The organism is Methylobacterium durans, from assembly GCF_003173715.1.
GTDB classification, from domain to species: Bacteria; Pseudomonadota; Alphaproteobacteria; order Rhizobiales; family Beijerinckiaceae; genus Methylobacterium; species Methylobacterium durans.
In genome coordinates this window covers 3,954,752-3,969,617 of sequence record NZ_CP029550.1, presented here as the reverse complement: position 1 = coordinate 3,969,617, position 14,866 = coordinate 3,954,752, and the positions used below count along the sequence as shown (strand labels likewise).

Genomic DNA, 14,866 nt, shown 5'->3' with positions numbered 1-14,866 from the left:
CCGGATCGCGGGAAAGCTCGGGTCAGCCGGTGAGCCCGCTCACGAGGCTCGGCACGTCGAGGGGGCGGAAGCCGTAATGGTCGAGCCAGCGGACATCCGCCTCGAAGAAGGGGCGCAGGTCCGGCATGCCGTATTTCAGCATGGCGATGCGGTCGATGCCGACGCCGAAGGCGAAGCCCTGCACGCTGTCCGGGTCGAGCCCGCAATTCCGAAGCACGTTCGGGTGGACCATGCCGCAGCCGAGGATCTCCAGCCAGTCGTCGCCCTCGCCGAAGCGGATCTCGCCGCCCTTGCGCGAGCACTGGATGTCGACCTCCGCCGACGGCTCGGTGAAGGGGAAGAACGAGGGCCGGAAGCGCATCTTCACGCCCTCCACCTCGAAGAATGCCTTGCAGAACTCCTCCAGCACCCATTTCAGGTTCGCGATGTTGGCCGAGCGGTCGATCACGAGCCCCTCGACCTGATGGAACATCGGCGTGTGGGTCTGGTCCGAATCGTGCCGGTAGGTCCGCCCCGGGATGATCACCCGGATCGGCGGCTCCTGGGCCCGCATCGTGCGGATCTGGACCGGCGAGGTGTGGGTGCGCAGCACCTTGCGCTGCCCGTTCCGGTCGGGCCGCAGGAAGAAGGTGTCGTGCATCTCACGGGCCGGATGGCCGGGCGGGAAGTTGAGGGCGGTGAAGTTGAGCTCGTCCGTCTCGATGTCCGGCCCTCGGCCACCGAGAATCCCATGTCGGCGAAGATCGCGGTGATCTCGTCGATCACTTGGCTGATCGGGTGGATGCGCCCGCGTGCCTCGGGCGCCTCGCGGACCGGCAACGTCACGTCGACGCGCTCCGCGGCGAGCCGAGCCTCCAGCGCTGCCTCGGCCAGCGCCTCGCGCCGGCTCGCCAGCGCGCCCTGCACCCGGTCGCGCAGGCCGTTGATGAGGGGGCCGCGCTCCTTGCGCTCCTCCGGGCTCATCGCGCCCAGCGTCTTCAGGAGGTCCGACACGCTGCCCTTCTTGCCGAGCGCCGCGACGCGCAGGCTTTCGAGCGCCGCCTCGTCGGAGGCTGCCTCCACTTTCGCGAGGAGATCGCGTTCGAGGGTGTCGAGATCGGTCATCGCTGTCCTCGGGCCGCCCGGACGGACGGGTCGGTGATGCGGGTGCTTGTTCCGGCTCGCACGCGCCGATGCAAGGGGCGTCGGTCGGGAGGGCCCGGAAATGACGAGGGCGCGGCGCCATCCGCGCCGCGCCCCTCGCCGGAACGTCCTGGTCTCGCGTGCGCCGAGGCGTCAGGCAGCCTTGGCGGTCGGGAGGGCGGCCTTGGCCTTCTCCACCACGGCCGCGAAGCTCGCGGGCTCGTGGATGGCGAGCTCGGAGAGCGCCTTGCGGTCCACCACGATGCCCGACTTGGCGAGCCCGTCGATGAAGCGGGAATAGGTCAGGCCGTGCTCGCGCACCGCCGCGTTGAGCCGCTGGATCCAAAGGGCGCGGAAGGTGCGCTTCTTGTTCTTGCGGTCGCGGTAGGCGTATTGCAGACCCTTCTCCACCGCCTGCTTGGCGATGCGGATCGTGTTCTTGCGCCGGCCGTAATAGCCGCGGGCGGCCTTGAGGACTTTCTTGTGCTTCGCGTGACTGGTCACGCCGCGCTTGACGCGGGCCATGGTCGATCTCCTGGACTAGTGAAAAGCAGTGTCGGCGACGTCGTGAAGGCTTACCGCGCGTTCGGCAGGAAGTACTTCTTCACGTTGGCGGCATCGCCCTCGAAGAGGGTCGTCGTGCCGCGCAAGTTGCGGATCTGCTTCGTGGTCCGCTTGATCATGCCGTGGCGTTTGCCGGCCTGGGCATACATGACCTTGCCGGTGCCGGTGATCTTGAAGCGCTTCTTGGCGCCCGACTTCGTCTTCAGCTTGGGCATTTGGCTCTCCTGTGCGCAAGGTCCGTCCGACCCGGATCGGGCCGGACCCCTCGCGTGCGATCGATGCTTCTGATGGAGCAACACGAACCGCCACGGCAGCCCTATCCGGCCGGGCGGTTCGACGCGCGGGGCTTATGACAGATCGGCGACGCCGTTTCAATGCTTCGCGGCGCACATCGCGACTTCCGCGCGAGCCATCTGCCGCTTCATGGCCTCGAACGTGCATCGGCGTGTCTAGCTGCCTTCGCACGACTCGCGCGCGGGGCCGAACAACAGGCGGGATAGTGGGGACATCTGGGAGCGCCCTGAAGATTTCGGTAACGCGGCCGCCCCACCGGAACCATAACCTTGGCTGTCAGTTTCGTTCATGTCCCACTCAGGCCGGATCGGGTTAGCTCTCCGAAACGCTCGTCCTCACAGGAGACTTTTTCGTGCGCATTGCCCAGATCGCCCCGCTCTCGGAGGCCGTGCCTCCGAAGTTCTACGGCGGCACAGAGCGCGTCGTGTCCTGGATCACCGAGGAACTCGTCCGGCAGGGACATGACGTGACGCTCTTCGCGAGCGGCGACTCGGAGACCTCGGCCAAGCTCGCGGCCTGCACGCCCGAGGGCCTGCGGCTGCTCGGTTACCGCGACCATACCGCAAGCCACCTCGCGATGCTGCATCACGTCCGCCGCCGGGCGCACGATTTCGACATCCTGCACTTCCACATTGATCTCCTGCAATATCCGATGTTCGAGGACATGAACCACAAGTGCATCACCACGATGCACGGCCGCCTCGACGTGCCGGACTTCATGCCGGTCTATCGGACCTTCACGGGCATGCCGCTGGTCTCGATCTCGGACAACCAGCGCGAGCCGATGCCGCCGAGCGTCAACTGGGCCTCGACGATTCATCACGGCCTGCCGGCGCAGAACTGCCCGTACTACCCGGAGGCGAAAGGCGGCTATCTCGCCTTCCTCGGCCGGATCTCCCCCGAGAAGCGCCCTGACCGCGCGATCGAGATGGCCAAGCGCTCCGGCGTGCCGCTGAAGATCGCCGCCAAGGTCGACAAGGCGGACCAGGAATATTGGGACGAGGTCATCGAGCCGATGATCCACCATCCGCTGATCGAGTATATCGGCGAGATCAACGAGGAGCAGAAGAAGGACTTCCTCGGCAACGCGCTCGCGCTCGCTTTCCCGATCGACTGGCCGGAGCCCTTCGGCCTCGTGATGATCGAGGCGATGTCGGCAGGCACGCCGGTGATCGCCTTCCGCAACGGCTCCGTGCCCGAGGTGATCGCCGACGGCGTCAGCGGCGTCCTGTGCGACAGCATGGACGAGGCGGTTGCGGCGGTCGACAGGGTCAAGAGCATGAGCCGCGCCGGCGTGCGCCGTCACTTCGAGGGACAGTTCACGGCCGAGTGCATGGTCCGCAAGTACGTGGCGGCCTACGAGCGGCTTCTCGCCGGCCAGCCGGACGTGATCAAGCTGCCGACCGCGGCGGCCTTCGCGCCGCATTACGGCGAGATGAACGGCTCCGCCCGCCCGTCGCTGTCGGCGGCCGCGATGCCGGCCTGAGCCTGCCCATCGGGCACCGCGCTTGCGAGGGTTAACAGGCCCTCGCGAGCGTCGTAAGATCGCCCAACTCAGACGGTCCCAAGGGCCGCCGCTTCGCAAGGACAGCGATTCGGCGGCCCTTTCGATTCGCGTCCCTCGACAATCCGGAGATGCCCAGCATGGCGGCGGAAGACATGACGGCGAAGGTGCATTCGCGCGAGGCCGAGGCGCAGCAGCGCGTCTACGGGTTCCAGGACGCCGACGAAGTTCTTCCGCAATACCACATTGAGGCCCAGACCTCCCTCGTCGAGCGTCCGCTGCGCTCGCTCAAGTACGGCGAGGCCTTCGCCGTCCTCGACAGCTACGGCGACGTCGGCGTCCTGCCCGGTCCCGAGGGGCTCTACTTTCAGGACACGCGCTACCTCTCGCGCCTGCATTTCACGATCGAGGATCAGCGCCCGCTCCTGCTGTCCTCGGTGATGCAGGACGACAACGGCGCGCTCAGCGTCGACATGACGACGCCCGACATCCGGATCGACGCGCATGACGACACCTCGATCCCGCGCGAGGTGATCGCGATCGAGCGCACCAAGTTCCTGTTCAAAGGCAGCTGCTACGACCGGATCGGCCTGCGCTCCTACGATTCGCGCAAGCGCACCTTCCGCATCACCATTACCTTCGACGCCGATTACCGCGACCTGTTCGAGGTGCGCGGCACCAACCGCACCCAGCGCGGCAAGCGCTCGGTGCAGGTGGCGAGCGAGCGCGAGGTGCAGTTTCGCTACGTCGGTCTCGACGAGGTGGTGCGCACCACCGCCGTGCATTTCGGCCCGAAGCCGCATCGGCTCGAAGCGGGCCGCGCCGAGTTCGAGGTGACGCTGGCGCCGGGTGAGCGCGCCTCCCTGTTCATCCGCATCGTCTGCGAATCGCACCGCGCCTTCACGAGCGCACCCGCCGCCGAGCGCGTCGGCGAGGAGGCCGCGGCCGGCCTCGCGGCCGCTGCCGGCAGCACGGGCGTTCGTCCGCCGAAGGGCCTCGGCGAAGGCGTCGTGTTCGCCCGCGCCTACCGGGACGCGCGGCGGGACCAGCGCCAGCTCACCGCCGGCATCACCACGATCATCTCCTCGAACGATCAGTTCAACGAGGCGGCCTGCCGCGCCACCGCCGATCTCTACATGCTGGCGAGCCGTACTCCCGAGGGCATCTACCCCTTCGCCGGCATTCCCTGGTACTCCACGGTTTTCGGCCGCGACGGCATCATCACGGCGATGATGGCCCTCTGGATCGACCCGAACTTCGCCAAGGGGGTTCTGCGCTACCTCGCCTCGACGCAGGCCAAGACCGTCGATCCGGCGGCCGACGCTCAGCCCGGCAAGGTGCTGCACGAGACGCGGCGCGGCGAGATGGCGATGCTCGGCGAGGTGCCGTTCCGGCACTATTACGGCACCATCGACGGCACGCCGCTCTTCGTGATGCTGGCCTCCGAATACTACGCCGTCACCGGCGACCGGGACACGATCGCGCGGATCTGGCCGGCGCTCGAACTCGCTCTCACCTGGATGAACGCGTACGGCGACCGGGACGGCGACGGCTTCGTCGAGTACGCCCGCGACACCGACAAGGGGCTGGAGAACCAGGGCTGGAAGGACAGCCACGATTCGATCTTCCACACGGACGGGCAGCTCGCGAAGGGGCCGATCGCGCTGTGCGAGGTGCAGGGCTACGTCTACGCCGCCAAGAATGGCATGGCGAAGCTCGCCGCCATGCTGGGTCACGATGAGCTCGCCGAATCCCTGAGCCACCAGGCCCGCCAACTGCGCGAAGCCTTCGACAAGGCGTTCTGGAACGACGGGATCGGCACCTACGTGCTGGCGCTGGACGGCGAGAAGCGGCAATGCGCGGTGCGCTCCTCGAATGCGGGCCACGCCCTGTTCACAGGGATTGCGCTGCCGGAGCGGGCTGCGAGCGTCGCCGCGCAGCTCCTCTCGAAGGACGGCTTCAACGGCTGGGGCGTGCGCACGATCGCCCGCGGCGAGGCGCGCTACAACCCGATGTCCTACCACAACGGCTCGATCTGGCCGCACGACAACGCCCTGATCGCGCTGGGGCTCGCCCGCTACGACCTGAAGCCCGAGGCGGCGCGCATCTTCCAGGGCATGTTCGACACCGCCCTCTACCAGGACCAGAAGCGGCTGCCGGAACTGTTCTGCGGCTTCATGCGGCGCCGCCAGCGCGGGCCGGTGGCCTACCCGGTGGCCTGCAGCCCGCAGGCCTGGGCGGCGGCCGCGCCCTTCGCCTTCCTGGCGGCCTGCCTCGGCCTCGAGATCGACCACGCCCGCAACCGGGTCCGCTTCCGCAACCCGACGCTGCCGGCCTTCCTCGACGGCGTCTCGATCTTCAACGTGAAGATCGGCACCTCGCGCATCGACCTGCGGATCCAGCGCCACGCCGACGACGTGACAGTCAACGTGCTCCGCCGGACCGGCGACGCGCAGATCGCGATGCTGAAGTAGCGGAAACGGGGGCCTCGCCCCAGCCTGCGCGACCGAGCCCCTCTCCCGGACGGGAGAGGGTTGGGGTGACGGGTTCGACGTCTCCGGAGAGGTCGTACCCCTCACCCGGTCGGCTCACACCGACTCGACCTCTCCCGGACGGGAGAGGTGGATGCCCACGCTCCTAGAACCCGAGCCGACGCCGGAGCCCCGCCAGGCCCCCTTGCGCCGAGAGCGCCTCCAGCCGCGCCAGCCGGTCCGGCGCGTAGGCGGCGATCAGATCCGTGTTGCAGCGATGGCGTGTCAGGTTGAGGTGCAGAAACTCGTAGACGCCGAGGCGGCGCACGTCGGTCAGGCGGCCGTCACGCCAGATGTGGAGTTGCGGGAAGGTGGCGAGCAGCCACTCCAGGAAACGCCGGGGACTCTTGTCGTAGGACGCGATCTGGCACCAGGAATTGAATTCCAGCATCACCACCGGCTGGAACCGGGCGAGGATACCGGCCGCCCCCGTCAGAGCCTCCTGCTCGAACCCCTCGATGTCGATCTTGATGACGTCGAGCCGGGAGAGTCCGACCTCGTCCGCGATGTCGTCGAGGCGGCGCATCGGCACGGACGTGCTCGGCACCGAGGTCATGTTCTCCCGCGCCACCACGTAGCCGAAGGCGGAATGGTCGAAGAAGGGCACGGAGCCGGTCTCGGGGCCGACCGCACAGTGGATCGGGCGGATGACCGAGGCGCCGTGCTCGAATACGTTGCGGGTCAGGGCGGCGAAATTCCGGGGTGCGGCCTCGATCGCGTAGATGCGGCCCCGCCGGGCGGTCTCGGCGGCGACGAGTGCCGTCAGGCCGATATTCGCGCCGATGTCGAGGGCGACGGAATCCGGCTCCAGCACGCCTTCGCAGAATTGCCGGAAGTGGCGGAAGCGCCCGCCCGTGTAGCGCGAGAAGGCGTCGTCGCCGAGCGGCGCGTAGATCAGGCGCATCCGTCCGGCGAGCGGCACCCGCCGCGAGAGGAAGGCATCGGTCGGGGCGTCGCTGGCCAACGGGTCCATCACAAAAAAAGGGGCGCCGCCCCCGGAGGAGGCGGCGCGCATTGGACACTCTGCGGGTGAGGCAGGCGGGTGGCCTTCACGCGCGTCAGCGCGGGGCGAGCACCATGATCATCTGGCGGCCTTCGAGCATCGGCTCGCTCTCCACTTTGGCGACCTCGGCAGTCTCGACCTTCACGCGCTCAAGGAGACGCAATCCGAGATCCTGGTGCGCCATCTCGCGGCCGCGGAAGCGCAACGTGATCTTGACCTTGTCGCCCTCCTCGAAGAAGCGCTGAACGGCCTTCATCTTCACGTCGTAATCGTGCTTGTCGATGCCGGGGCGGAGCTTGATCTCCTTCACCTCGACCGTCTTCTGCCGCTTGCGGGCCTCGTTCTGCTTCTTCTGTTCGTTGAAGCGGAAGCGCCCGTAATCGAGGAACTTGCAGACGGGAGGCGTGGAATTCGGAGCGATCTCGACGAGGTCGAGGCCAGCCTCTTCGGCAAGCTGAAGGGCATCGAAGAAGGGCACGATGCCACGGTTCTGGCCGGTGTCATCGATGAGCTGCACTTCGCGTACACCGCGGATATCCCGGTTCGCGCGCGGCCCGTCCTTCTGCGGGGCCGGCATGGCTCTCATAGGTCTACGAATGGCTGTAATCTCCTCAAGCAACGACGAAACGGCGGCCTGCGGCACCGAACCCGGGTGCCCCGACCACCGAACGCTCCGGCCTTTTCCGGACGCGACACCTTGGCCGATCCGCCTCACAAGTCAACATCTGAGACTTGTCAGGGTTCACAGGCGGTGACGGCCTGTCACGGGCGATCGGCAAGATCTCGCGCGACCTTCGTACGGTCGCGTATCGACCTTGAGATGCTGACGATCGTTCACGATCGCAAGAGGCGCGCATACACGTCGAGGGTGTCGGCGACCATGCGCTCCAGCGAGAAATGCGCCTCGACATGGGCGCGCCCCCGTCGAGCCAGGACGTCCCGGGCGCTCGCCCCCAAGGAGATCGCCTCCACGAGCGCCTTGGCGAGGGCGGCGGCGTCGCCCGCGGGCACCCGCCAGCCCGTGCGCTGGCCGGGCGCCACGTCCGGCGGGCTCAGCACCGTCTCCGGGACCGCGCCGAGATCCGAGACCACGACGGGCGTGCCCAGTGCCTGCGCCTCGACCGCGGAACGCCCGAACGCCTCGGGCTCGATCGAGGGCACGGCGACGACCGAGGCGGCGCGGAAGGCCGCCGGCATGTCGGTGCAGTGGCCGACGCGCCGCACGATGCCCGCAAGGCCGCGCGCGGCGATCAGCGCGTCGAGCTCGCGCTCGTAGGCCGCCCGTCCCTGCGGGTCGCCGGCCAGGACCACCGCGAAATCGGACAGGCCGCGGTCGCGCATCAGCGCAGCGGCCTCGATCAGCACGCGCTGGCCCTTCCAGGCCGTGAGCCGGGCGGCCAGCAGGATCACCCGCTCGTGCGGCGCGACGCCCCAGGCCCGGCGCAGGGCCTCGACGCGCGACGGCCCGACGGCGACCGGGTTGAAGCTCCCGAGATCGGTGCCCCGGTGAATGACCTCCACGCGGTCGCCCGCCTGCTCGGCGTGGAGCGAGCGGATCCGGTCCGCCGTGTAATTCGAGTTGGCGATGACGACGTCGCCCCGCGCCATCACCGAGTTGTAGAGCACCTTCACGCCCGTCCGGCCGGAATAGCTGCCGTGATAGGTCGTCACGAAGGGGATCTTCAGACGCCGCGCCGCGCCGAGCGCCACCCAGGCGGGCGCGCGGGAGCGCGCGTGGATGAGTTGCACGCCCTCGCGACGGCACAGGCTCATCAGGCGCCGGACGTTGAGGGCCATCGCCATCGGGTTCTTCGAGGCTGCCGGGAACGGCACCCAGATGCCGCCCTTGGCCTGCAGCTCGCCGACGAGGCGGCCGCCCTCCGTCGCGACGAGGGGACGCGCGCCCGCCGCCGCCAGGCCCGCGGCGACGTCGACGGCCGTGCGCTCCGCGCCGCCGGCCTCGAGTTCCGGGATGATCTGAAGGATGCAGGCGCCCGCGAGCGGGCCGGCCTCGACCGGGAAGGCTGGCCCGGGACGCACCTCGCCGTTCATCGAGCCTGCCCGGGCGCGGGTCGTGTGGGTGGCGTGCCGGGGCTCGGCCGCCCTCGATATGTCCGGTCATGACCGCAAGGTTCGCTCGCCCCCGTAACGTCCGGGTAAACGAAACCCTTGCGCGCCGCATCGACATTGGTGGATGCCCGCAATCAACAGCTCACCCTCGCCACGAGGAATTTCATGCCGAACGAGACCGGCCGCCCCGCCGAGTTCGCGCCCGAATTCATCACCGTCGAGACGGACGGAGCGTCGCGCCGCATCGCCGTGCGCGTCCGCGAGGGCGCGGGGCCCCCCGTCGTCTGGCTCGGGGGTTTCCGCTCGGACATGGGCGCCACCAAGGCGATGGCGGTCGATGCCTGGGCAGAATCGGCCGGGCGCAAGCTCGTCCGCTTCGACTATTCGGGTCACGGGGCGTCGGACGGCGCCTTCGCGGACGGCACCATCTCGGCTTGGCTCGCGGACGCCGAAGCCGTGATCGCGATCTACGCGGCGCAGGGTCCAATCATGATCGGTTCGTCGATGGGCGGATGGATCGCGTGCCTCGCCGCGCGCAACCGCCGCCGCCGCGGCGAGCCGCCGCCAGCGGGCCTCGTCCTGATCGCGCCGGCCCTCGATTTCACCGAATCGCTGATGTGGGACCGCTTCCCGCCGCAGGTCCGCGAGACGCTGCTGCGCGACCGGGTCTGGTACAGGCCGACCGACTACGCCCCGGTCCCGGACCCCATCACCCTCGACCTGATCGAGGACGGGCGGCGCCACAGGATGCTCGACGGACCGATCGATCTCGGCTGCCCGGTGCACATCCTTCAGGGCATGGAGGATCCGGACGTCCCGCACGCGCATGCCATCCGCCTCCTCGACCGGTTGCCGAAGGCCGGCGCGGTGCTCACGCTGATCGCGGACGGCGACCACCGCCTGTCGCGCTCGCAGGATATCCGCAGGCTCGTCGCGGCGGTGGCCGAGATGGGGTGAGGCGCATATCGGCGACCCGGCGAGGCCGGGCCGCGCGATCCTGCGGTCAGTGCAGGCTGACCGTGTGGAGGTCGTGCGCCATCGCGTTCGCCACGATGACATCCCGCGAATCCGCGAGGAGGATCGGGGCGCCGCTCGCCGACAGGAGGGCGAAGAGGTCGAGGCCGGGCGTCAGCTCAGGGGCCTGCGGGAAGAACCGCTTCACGTCGTCCGAGCGGATCGGCCGGACATAGGCGATGTGGCCCTCGCCGAGGGCCGCCAGATCGGCAGCGTTGAACTCCGTCGGGTCGAGATCGGCCGGGGTCAGGGGATTCTGGTTCAGTTCGGTCATGTCATGCCCTCCTTCAGAGGCAGAGCGATCGGTCGGCTTCAGGTCCCGTGGCGACATCCGACCGGGGGGATGCGACACCTCGCGTCAGTCGCGGGACGCGATGGCGATCTTGCGGACGACCCTTTCCGGCTCAGGCCGGGCGAGGTCGATCGACAGGAGGCCGTTCGACAGGTCGGCGCCGAGCACTTCCATCCCGTCGGCGAGCAGGAAGGCCCGCTGGAACTGGCGGGCGGCGATGCCGCGATGCAGGAACTGGCGCTCTCGCTCGTCGACCTGTCGACCCCGGACGACGAGCTGGTTCTCCTCCAGCATCACGTCGAGCTGGTCCCGGGTGAAACCCGCCACCGCGAGGGTGATGCGGAGCCGCTCCGGTTCCTGATCGGTGCGCGGGAGACGTTCGATGTTGTAGGGCGGATATCCGTCGTTCGCCGCCTTCGAGACCCGGTCGAGGGCCTGCTCGATCTCGTCGAAGCCGAGAAGGAACGGATGTCCGAACGGAGAGGGACGCGTCATCGTCGGTCGTGGTCCTTTCCGAAGCCCCAGCCTCTCGGCCGTGCGGGCACTTCGTGATGGGAGCCCGCGATCGCAGCGCTCCGGCCGGCGGATCCCCGTCGGTGCTCCCGATATGGAGGCCGCCCGAACGGCCATCAAGAGGCGACGATCCCGACCGCTCCCCTTCTCCACGACGCCGGACGGTTTCCCCTTTCCGGACAGGGAAAATTGGGACGATTGCGCAGAAGTGGCCAGGATTTTTCGGCAACGCGTTTCGACAACGAATCACAGTCTCGGGGTAACAGTTTGGAACTGCTCTGAAATTCAGGGCAGACCTTGATCCGGGACCGGGTCCTCGGATACTTCCGCCGGGAAGCGTTGTCCGGTGTCTTCAGCCATGGCCCTGCCGGCGAGCCCGCGCTTGACCGGAGGCCGCATGAGCGCGTCATCGATCCCGTCCGTGCACGACCGGATGCCGAAGGTAGCTGAGATCTGCGCCGATGACGCGGACGTGCTCGCCCTCTCGGTGGCCCGATTCGTGGCCTCGGGCTACATGACGAGCGACGTCGCCTGCTGGGATGCGGCCTTCGACGGGGCCGAGCGGCTGCTCGGCGCGGCCGAGGGCGGGCGCCTCGTGTCTGGCATCGTGGGGATCCTGCGCGCCCTTCGGGCCGAGCGCGAGGGGGATTGGAGTTTCATGCCCGCCACCTGCTGCCGGGTGACGGAGAACGAATGTGCCCTGGTCGCGCTGATCCGGCGCGGCCGGTGCCGGCATTGGGAGGCGCTGCGCCGGGACGCGGCGGCGCTGACCGGGCGCGCGGACGCGCCGCGGCTTGCCGCGGCGATCCGGGATGCCGCGGAGACGATCAACGCCGCTGCCTCGCGCTTGCAACCTGCGAGCGCGTCGCGGCCGCTGGGCGCTCCGCTTCACTGACGGGCCGAGACACGATGCGGGGCGGTGGGACGCCCGGACACAAGGGGGAAGCGAGCGTGACAGGTATCGAGCAGGTGGCGATGACGGGGCCGGGCCGGAACGGAAGGCGGAGCGATCGAGCAGGCGCCGCGCGCGTTCTCCTCGCTGCGGCCGCAATCCTCGCCCTGCCGCTCGCGGCGCCGGCCTCCGCGCAAGGTGAGAGCGGCGCGAAGGGCGCGCCGATCAAGCTGCAGCTCAACCGCCTGGAGGCGACGGGCGAGGCCTGCCGTACCTACCTCCTCGTCGACAACGGTCGCGGGCCCGCCCTCAAGTCTCTGAAGGTCGACCTCTTCGCCTTCGATACGGAGGGCGTCGCTCAGAAGCGGGTCGCGGTCGAACTCGGCCCGCTCGCCGAGAAGAAGACGAGCGTGAAGATCTTCGATTTCGCCGGGATCGCCTGCCCGAAGATCGGGCGCGTCCTGCTCAACGACGTCCTCGCTTGCGAGGGCGGTGAGGCCAGTCGCGAAGGCTGCCTTGAGCGGACCGAGACCGAGAGCAAGGCCAGCGTCCCGTTCGATCGCTGAGCCACACCATCATGTTCGCCCGACCCATCGGCCGGGCGCTCCGTGGGTTGCGTGCCCGCACTGGAAATTGAGAGTTCGAGGAGCCCGTAATGGATCCCACACCCGTTGCCGCCGAGGCGGTGCACGATTTCTCCTTCGTCGGCCTCTTCCTGCAGGCCGACCCGATCGTGAAGGGCGTCATGATCCTCCTGGTGGTCGCCTCGATCGCCTGTTGGACCGTCGTCTTCGAGAAGCTGGTACGGCTCGCCGCCGCCAAGCGTCAGGCCAAGGCCTTCGAGACGCTGGTCCGGTCCGGCGGCGCGCTGGAAGGCGGACGCAAGGGAATCTCCTCCCACATCGTCAACGCCGCCCTCGAAGCGTGGCGCGACCAGGATCCGACCGAGACGCGGGCTGAGCGGCGCGACCGCATCGAGCGCGCCATGCGCGCCGCCCTGGGCCTTGAGGTGAAGCGTCTGCAAGGCGGGCTGCCGCTCCTCGCGACCGCCGGATCCACGGCACCCTTCGTCGGCCTGTTCGGCACGGTCTGGGGCATCATGAACTCGTTCTCGTCGATCGCGAAGAGCCAGGACACCTCGCTCGCGGTGGTGGCGCCGGGCATCGCCGAGGCTTTGTTCGCCACCGCGATCGGCCTCGTCGTCGCGATTCCCGCGGTCATGGCCTACAACAAGCTGACGAACGACGTGGGCCGCATCCAGGGCGCGTTCGTCTCTTGCATCGGCGTCCTCGGAAACCGCCTCGCCCGCGATCGCGGCGTGCACGGCCGGGCCGCGGCCGCCGAGTAACGTCGGCAGAGCGAAGCCGAAAAATCTGACGGACCGGCCTCCGCTCGGGCGGGGGCGGACCGGCCTGTGAAGTGTTGCGGCGGGTCGTGAGCCGACGCCCGCCGTCCGAGCCCCGGAGGGCGAGTCATGGCTATGGGTTCGATCCGCGCGAGCGGCGGCGACGACGACGAGGACGGCCTCGACACGACGCCGATGTCGGAGATCAACGTCACGCCGATGGTCGACGTGATGCTCGTGCTGCTCATCATCTTCATGGTGGCGGCTCCGCTCATGACCACGGGCGTCCCAGTGCAGCTGCCGAAGACGAGCGCGGCGAAGGTCGCACAGGCGAAGAAGCCGTTCGAGGTGACGATCGACAAGGAAGGGAATCCGTCGATCGCCAAGGAGCTCTTCACGCAGGACACGCTGACGCCGCGCCTGCGCGCGCTCGCCGCCGAGGATCCGAGCCAGGTCGTGCTCGTTCGAGGCGACCGGGACGTGCCCTATGGAAAGATCATGGAGGTGATGGGCCTCGTCGGACAGGCGGGCTTCACGAAGGTCTCACTGATCGCCCAATCGCCGGGTGGGCCTCTCCCCGCCGCGCCATCGGCCAATGCGCCGGCCGCGCCCGCGGCACCGGCCAACGGAGCGGCGCGCTAGTCCCATGAGCGTCCTCGTTTCCAGCGGCGAGCCCGAGACCGGGCGGTCCCCGCTCGTCGCGGCTTTCCTCGTCGCGCTGGCGCTGCACGTTGCCGCGTTGATCGGGATCGCGCTCTACAGGCTGACCCCCCCGGCCCCGCCCGGCGAGCAGCAGATCTCGATCGATCTGGCACCGCAGATGACGGAGGCCGACGTCAGGGCGCCGAGCGAGACGCAGGCGAGCGAACTGGCGCCGCCTCCTCCGACCCCCGTCGAGACCCCGAACGAGACCGAGTCCGTGAAGCCGCCGGATGTGACCGAGGTCGCGCCGGAGGAGACGGTGGCGGAGAAGCCGCCGGAGGTCGCCGAGCAGCCGCCGGTCACGGCCCAGACCGAGCCGCCGCCGGACGCGATGCCCATGGAGCCCGAGAGCCAGGTCATCACCTCGACGGCTCCTCAGGCCGAGCCGCTGGCGCCACCGCCGCCCTTGCTGGCGCAGTCGCCGGAGCCGCCGAAGCCCGTCGAGCAGGCCAAGCCCAAACCCGACTTGGCCAAGATCGCGGCCGAGCGCGAGGCCAAGCTGAAGGCGATCCGCGACGCCAAGCGCCGGGCGGAGCTCGAAGAGCAGCGCCGTGAGGCCGTGCGCGAGGCGCGCGAGAAGGCCGCACGGGACGCGAAGGCGCGGGCCGCCCAGGCCAGCGCCGGTCGCGCCGAGCGCAGCTCTGCCTCCTCCTCGGCCCAGAATGCGGCCGGCCGAGCCGCGCAGGGCAACGATCCGAACGCGCTGCGCCAGTGGCAGGGCATGCTGAGCTCGGCCATCCACGGCCGCATGAATCGCAATGCGGCGGCCGGCACCGGCGGCGGCCTCGCCGTCGTGCGGTTCACCGTCACGCGCTCGGGTCAGGTGACCAGCGCGGGGCTCGCCAGCAGCAGCGGGATTGGGCCGATCGACAGCGCGGCGCTCTCTGCCGTGCGGGGCTCGCTGCCGGCGGCTCCGGCGGGTGTGACGGTGTCATCGCTCTCCGTCACGGTGCCGTTGCGTTTCAGCCCAGGCCGGTAAGGCGCCGATGACGCGTGGAGGTCGCCTCATCTTCGGAGGCG

The 14,866-nt window shown here is 69.1% G+C and carries 15 protein-coding genes and 1 pseudogene; 8 read left to right on the top strand and 8 right to left on the bottom strand.

The features are described from left to right. Positions 1 to 22 precede the first annotated feature (22 nt). The 3 genes and pseudogenes from pheS to rpmI all read right to left on the bottom strand — a co-directional run bounded on the left by pheS (position 23) and on the right by rpmI (position 1,901). Positions 23 to 1,104 (bottom strand): annotated as a pseudogene (pheS, locus tag DK389_RS18160) (phenylalanine--tRNA ligase subunit alpha). 171 nt (positions 1,105 to 1,275) lie between these two features. Then, a complete protein-coding gene (gene rplT, locus DK389_RS18155) occupies positions 1,276 to 1,647 on the bottom strand; it encodes a 50S ribosomal protein L20 (RefSeq protein WP_109891595.1) in 372 nt (123 codons plus the stop codon). A 50-nt stretch (positions 1,648 to 1,697) separates the two neighbouring features. After that, positions 1,698 to 1,901 (bottom strand): 50S ribosomal protein L35, encoded by a 204-nt coding sequence (gene rpmI, locus DK389_RS18150; protein ID WP_007561407.1) that lies wholly within the window; start codon positions 1,899 to 1,901, stop codon positions 1,698 to 1,700. Positions 1,902 to 2,332: 431 nt separating this feature from the next. Here rpmI and DK389_RS18145 point away from each other — a divergent pair, with 431 nt between their 5' ends. After that, a complete protein-coding gene (locus DK389_RS18145; RefSeq protein ID WP_109891594.1) occupies positions 2,333 to 3,466 on the top strand; it encodes a glycosyltransferase family 4 protein in 1,134 nt (377 codons plus the stop codon). Between the two features lie 158 nt (positions 3,467 to 3,624). Continuing rightward, on the top strand, positions 3,625 to 5,958 hold the full coding sequence (locus DK389_RS18140) for an amylo-alpha-1,6-glucosidase (RefSeq protein ID WP_109891593.1): 2,334 nt from the start codon (positions 3,625 to 3,627) through the stop codon (positions 5,956 to 5,958). Positions 5,959 to 6,121: 163 nt separating this feature from the next. Here the strand turns inward: DK389_RS18140 and DK389_RS18135 are convergent, their stop codons facing one another. From DK389_RS18135 to DK389_RS18125, 3 genes are all read right to left on the bottom strand, one after another. Next, complete coding sequence (locus DK389_RS18135) at positions 6,122 to 6,979, bottom strand: FkbM family methyltransferase (protein WP_162560717.1); 858 nt, start codon at positions 6,977 to 6,979, stop codon at positions 6,122 to 6,124. A gap of 94 nt (positions 6,980 to 7,073) precedes the next feature. Further along, positions 7,074 to 7,595, bottom strand: coding sequence for a translation initiation factor IF-3 (infC, locus tag DK389_RS18130; RefSeq protein ID WP_236960159.1), 522 nt, complete (start codon positions 7,593 to 7,595; stop codon positions 7,074 to 7,076). A gap of 257 nt (positions 7,596 to 7,852) precedes the next feature. Beyond that, positions 7,853 to 9,070, bottom strand: a complete 1,218-nt coding sequence (locus DK389_RS18125) for a glycosyltransferase family 4 protein (RefSeq protein WP_109891590.1) — start codon at positions 9,068 to 9,070, stop codon at positions 7,853 to 7,855. A gap of 183 nt (positions 9,071 to 9,253) precedes the next feature. On the opposite strand from DK389_RS18125, the gene DK389_RS18120 reads away from it, so the two are divergent. Then, a complete protein-coding gene (locus DK389_RS18120; protein ID WP_109896540.1) occupies positions 9,254 to 10,045 on the top strand; it encodes an alpha/beta hydrolase in 792 nt (263 codons plus the stop codon). Positions 10,046 to 10,091: 46 nt separating this feature from the next. On the opposite strand, the gene DK389_RS18115 is transcribed toward DK389_RS18120, so the two are convergent. Continuing rightward, on the bottom strand, positions 10,092 to 10,376 hold the full coding sequence (locus tag DK389_RS18115) for a BQ00720 family protein (RefSeq protein WP_109891589.1): 285 nt from the start codon (positions 10,374 to 10,376) through the stop codon (positions 10,092 to 10,094). An 84-nt stretch (positions 10,377 to 10,460) separates the two neighbouring features. Next, positions 10,461 to 10,889: an Hsp20 family protein gene (locus DK389_RS18110; protein WP_109891588.1), complete on the bottom strand. Its 429-nt coding sequence runs from the start codon at positions 10,887 to 10,889 to the stop codon at positions 10,461 to 10,463. Positions 10,890 to 11,304: 415 nt separating this feature from the next. Between DK389_RS18110 and DK389_RS18105 the strand changes: the two genes are divergently transcribed. The 5 genes from DK389_RS18105 (at position 11,305) to DK389_RS18085 (ending at position 14,825) form a co-directional block, all read left to right on the top strand. After that, positions 11,305 to 11,802, top strand: coding sequence for a hypothetical protein (locus DK389_RS18105; protein WP_109896538.1), 498 nt, complete (start codon positions 11,305 to 11,307; stop codon positions 11,800 to 11,802). A 74-nt stretch (positions 11,803 to 11,876) separates the two neighbouring features. Beyond that, positions 11,877 to 12,365: a Tat pathway signal protein gene (locus tag DK389_RS18100; RefSeq protein ID WP_418292066.1), complete on the top strand. Its 489-nt coding sequence runs from the start codon at positions 11,877 to 11,879 to the stop codon at positions 12,363 to 12,365. An 89-nt stretch (positions 12,366 to 12,454) separates the two neighbouring features. Next, entirely contained in the window at positions 12,455 to 13,147 is a 693-nt protein-coding gene (locus DK389_RS18095) for a MotA/TolQ/ExbB proton channel family protein (protein ID WP_109891586.1), read from the top strand. 126 nt (positions 13,148 to 13,273) lie between these two features. Continuing rightward, positions 13,274 to 13,786, top strand: a complete 513-nt coding sequence (gene tolR, locus DK389_RS18090) for a protein TolR (RefSeq protein ID WP_109891585.1) — start codon at positions 13,274 to 13,276, stop codon at positions 13,784 to 13,786. A gap of 4 nt (positions 13,787 to 13,790) precedes the next feature. Then, positions 13,791 to 14,825, top strand: a complete 1,035-nt coding sequence (locus DK389_RS18085) for an energy transducer TonB family protein (protein ID WP_109891584.1) — start codon at positions 13,791 to 13,793, stop codon at positions 14,823 to 14,825. Positions 14,826 to 14,866: the final 41 nt, after the last annotated feature.

Coding starts and splice junctions, on each gene's coding strand:
- DK389_RS18120 (WP_109896540.1), top strand. CDS start 9,254: ATGCCGAACGAGACCGGCCGCCCCGCCGAGTTCGCGCCCGAATTCATC.
- DK389_RS18085 (WP_109891584.1), top strand. CDS start 13,791: ATGAGCGTCCTCGTTTCCAGCGGCGAGCCCGAGACCGGGCGGTCCCCG.
- DK389_RS18110 (WP_109891588.1), bottom strand. CDS start 10,889: ATGACGCGTCCCTCTCCGTTCGGACATCCGTTCCTTCTCGGCTTCGAC.
- DK389_RS18115 (WP_109891589.1), bottom strand. CDS start 10,376: ATGACCGAACTGAACCAGAATCCCCTGACCCCGGCCGATCTCGACCCG.
- DK389_RS18125 (WP_109891590.1), bottom strand. CDS start 9,070: ATGAACGGCGAGGTGCGTCCCGGGCCAGCCTTCCCGGTCGAGGCCGGC.
- DK389_RS18140 (WP_109891593.1), top strand. CDS start 3,625: ATGGCGGCGGAAGACATGACGGCGAAGGTGCATTCGCGCGAGGCCGAG.
- infC (WP_236960159.1), bottom strand. CDS start 7,595: ATGCCGGCCCCGCAGAAGGACGGGCCGCGCGCGAACCGGGATATCCGC.
- rpmI (WP_007561407.1), bottom strand. CDS start 1,901: ATGCCCAAGCTGAAGACGAAGTCGGGCGCCAAGAAGCGCTTCAAGATC.
- tolR (WP_109891585.1), top strand. CDS start 13,274: ATGGCTATGGGTTCGATCCGCGCGAGCGGCGGCGACGACGACGAGGAC.
- rplT (WP_109891595.1), bottom strand. CDS start 1,647: ATGGCCCGCGTCAAGCGCGGCGTGACCAGTCACGCGAAGCACAAGAAA.
- DK389_RS18105 (WP_109896538.1), top strand. CDS start 11,305: ATGAGCGCGTCATCGATCCCGTCCGTGCACGACCGGATGCCGAAGGTA.
- DK389_RS18095 (WP_109891586.1), top strand. CDS start 12,455: ATGGATCCCACACCCGTTGCCGCCGAGGCGGTGCACGATTTCTCCTTC.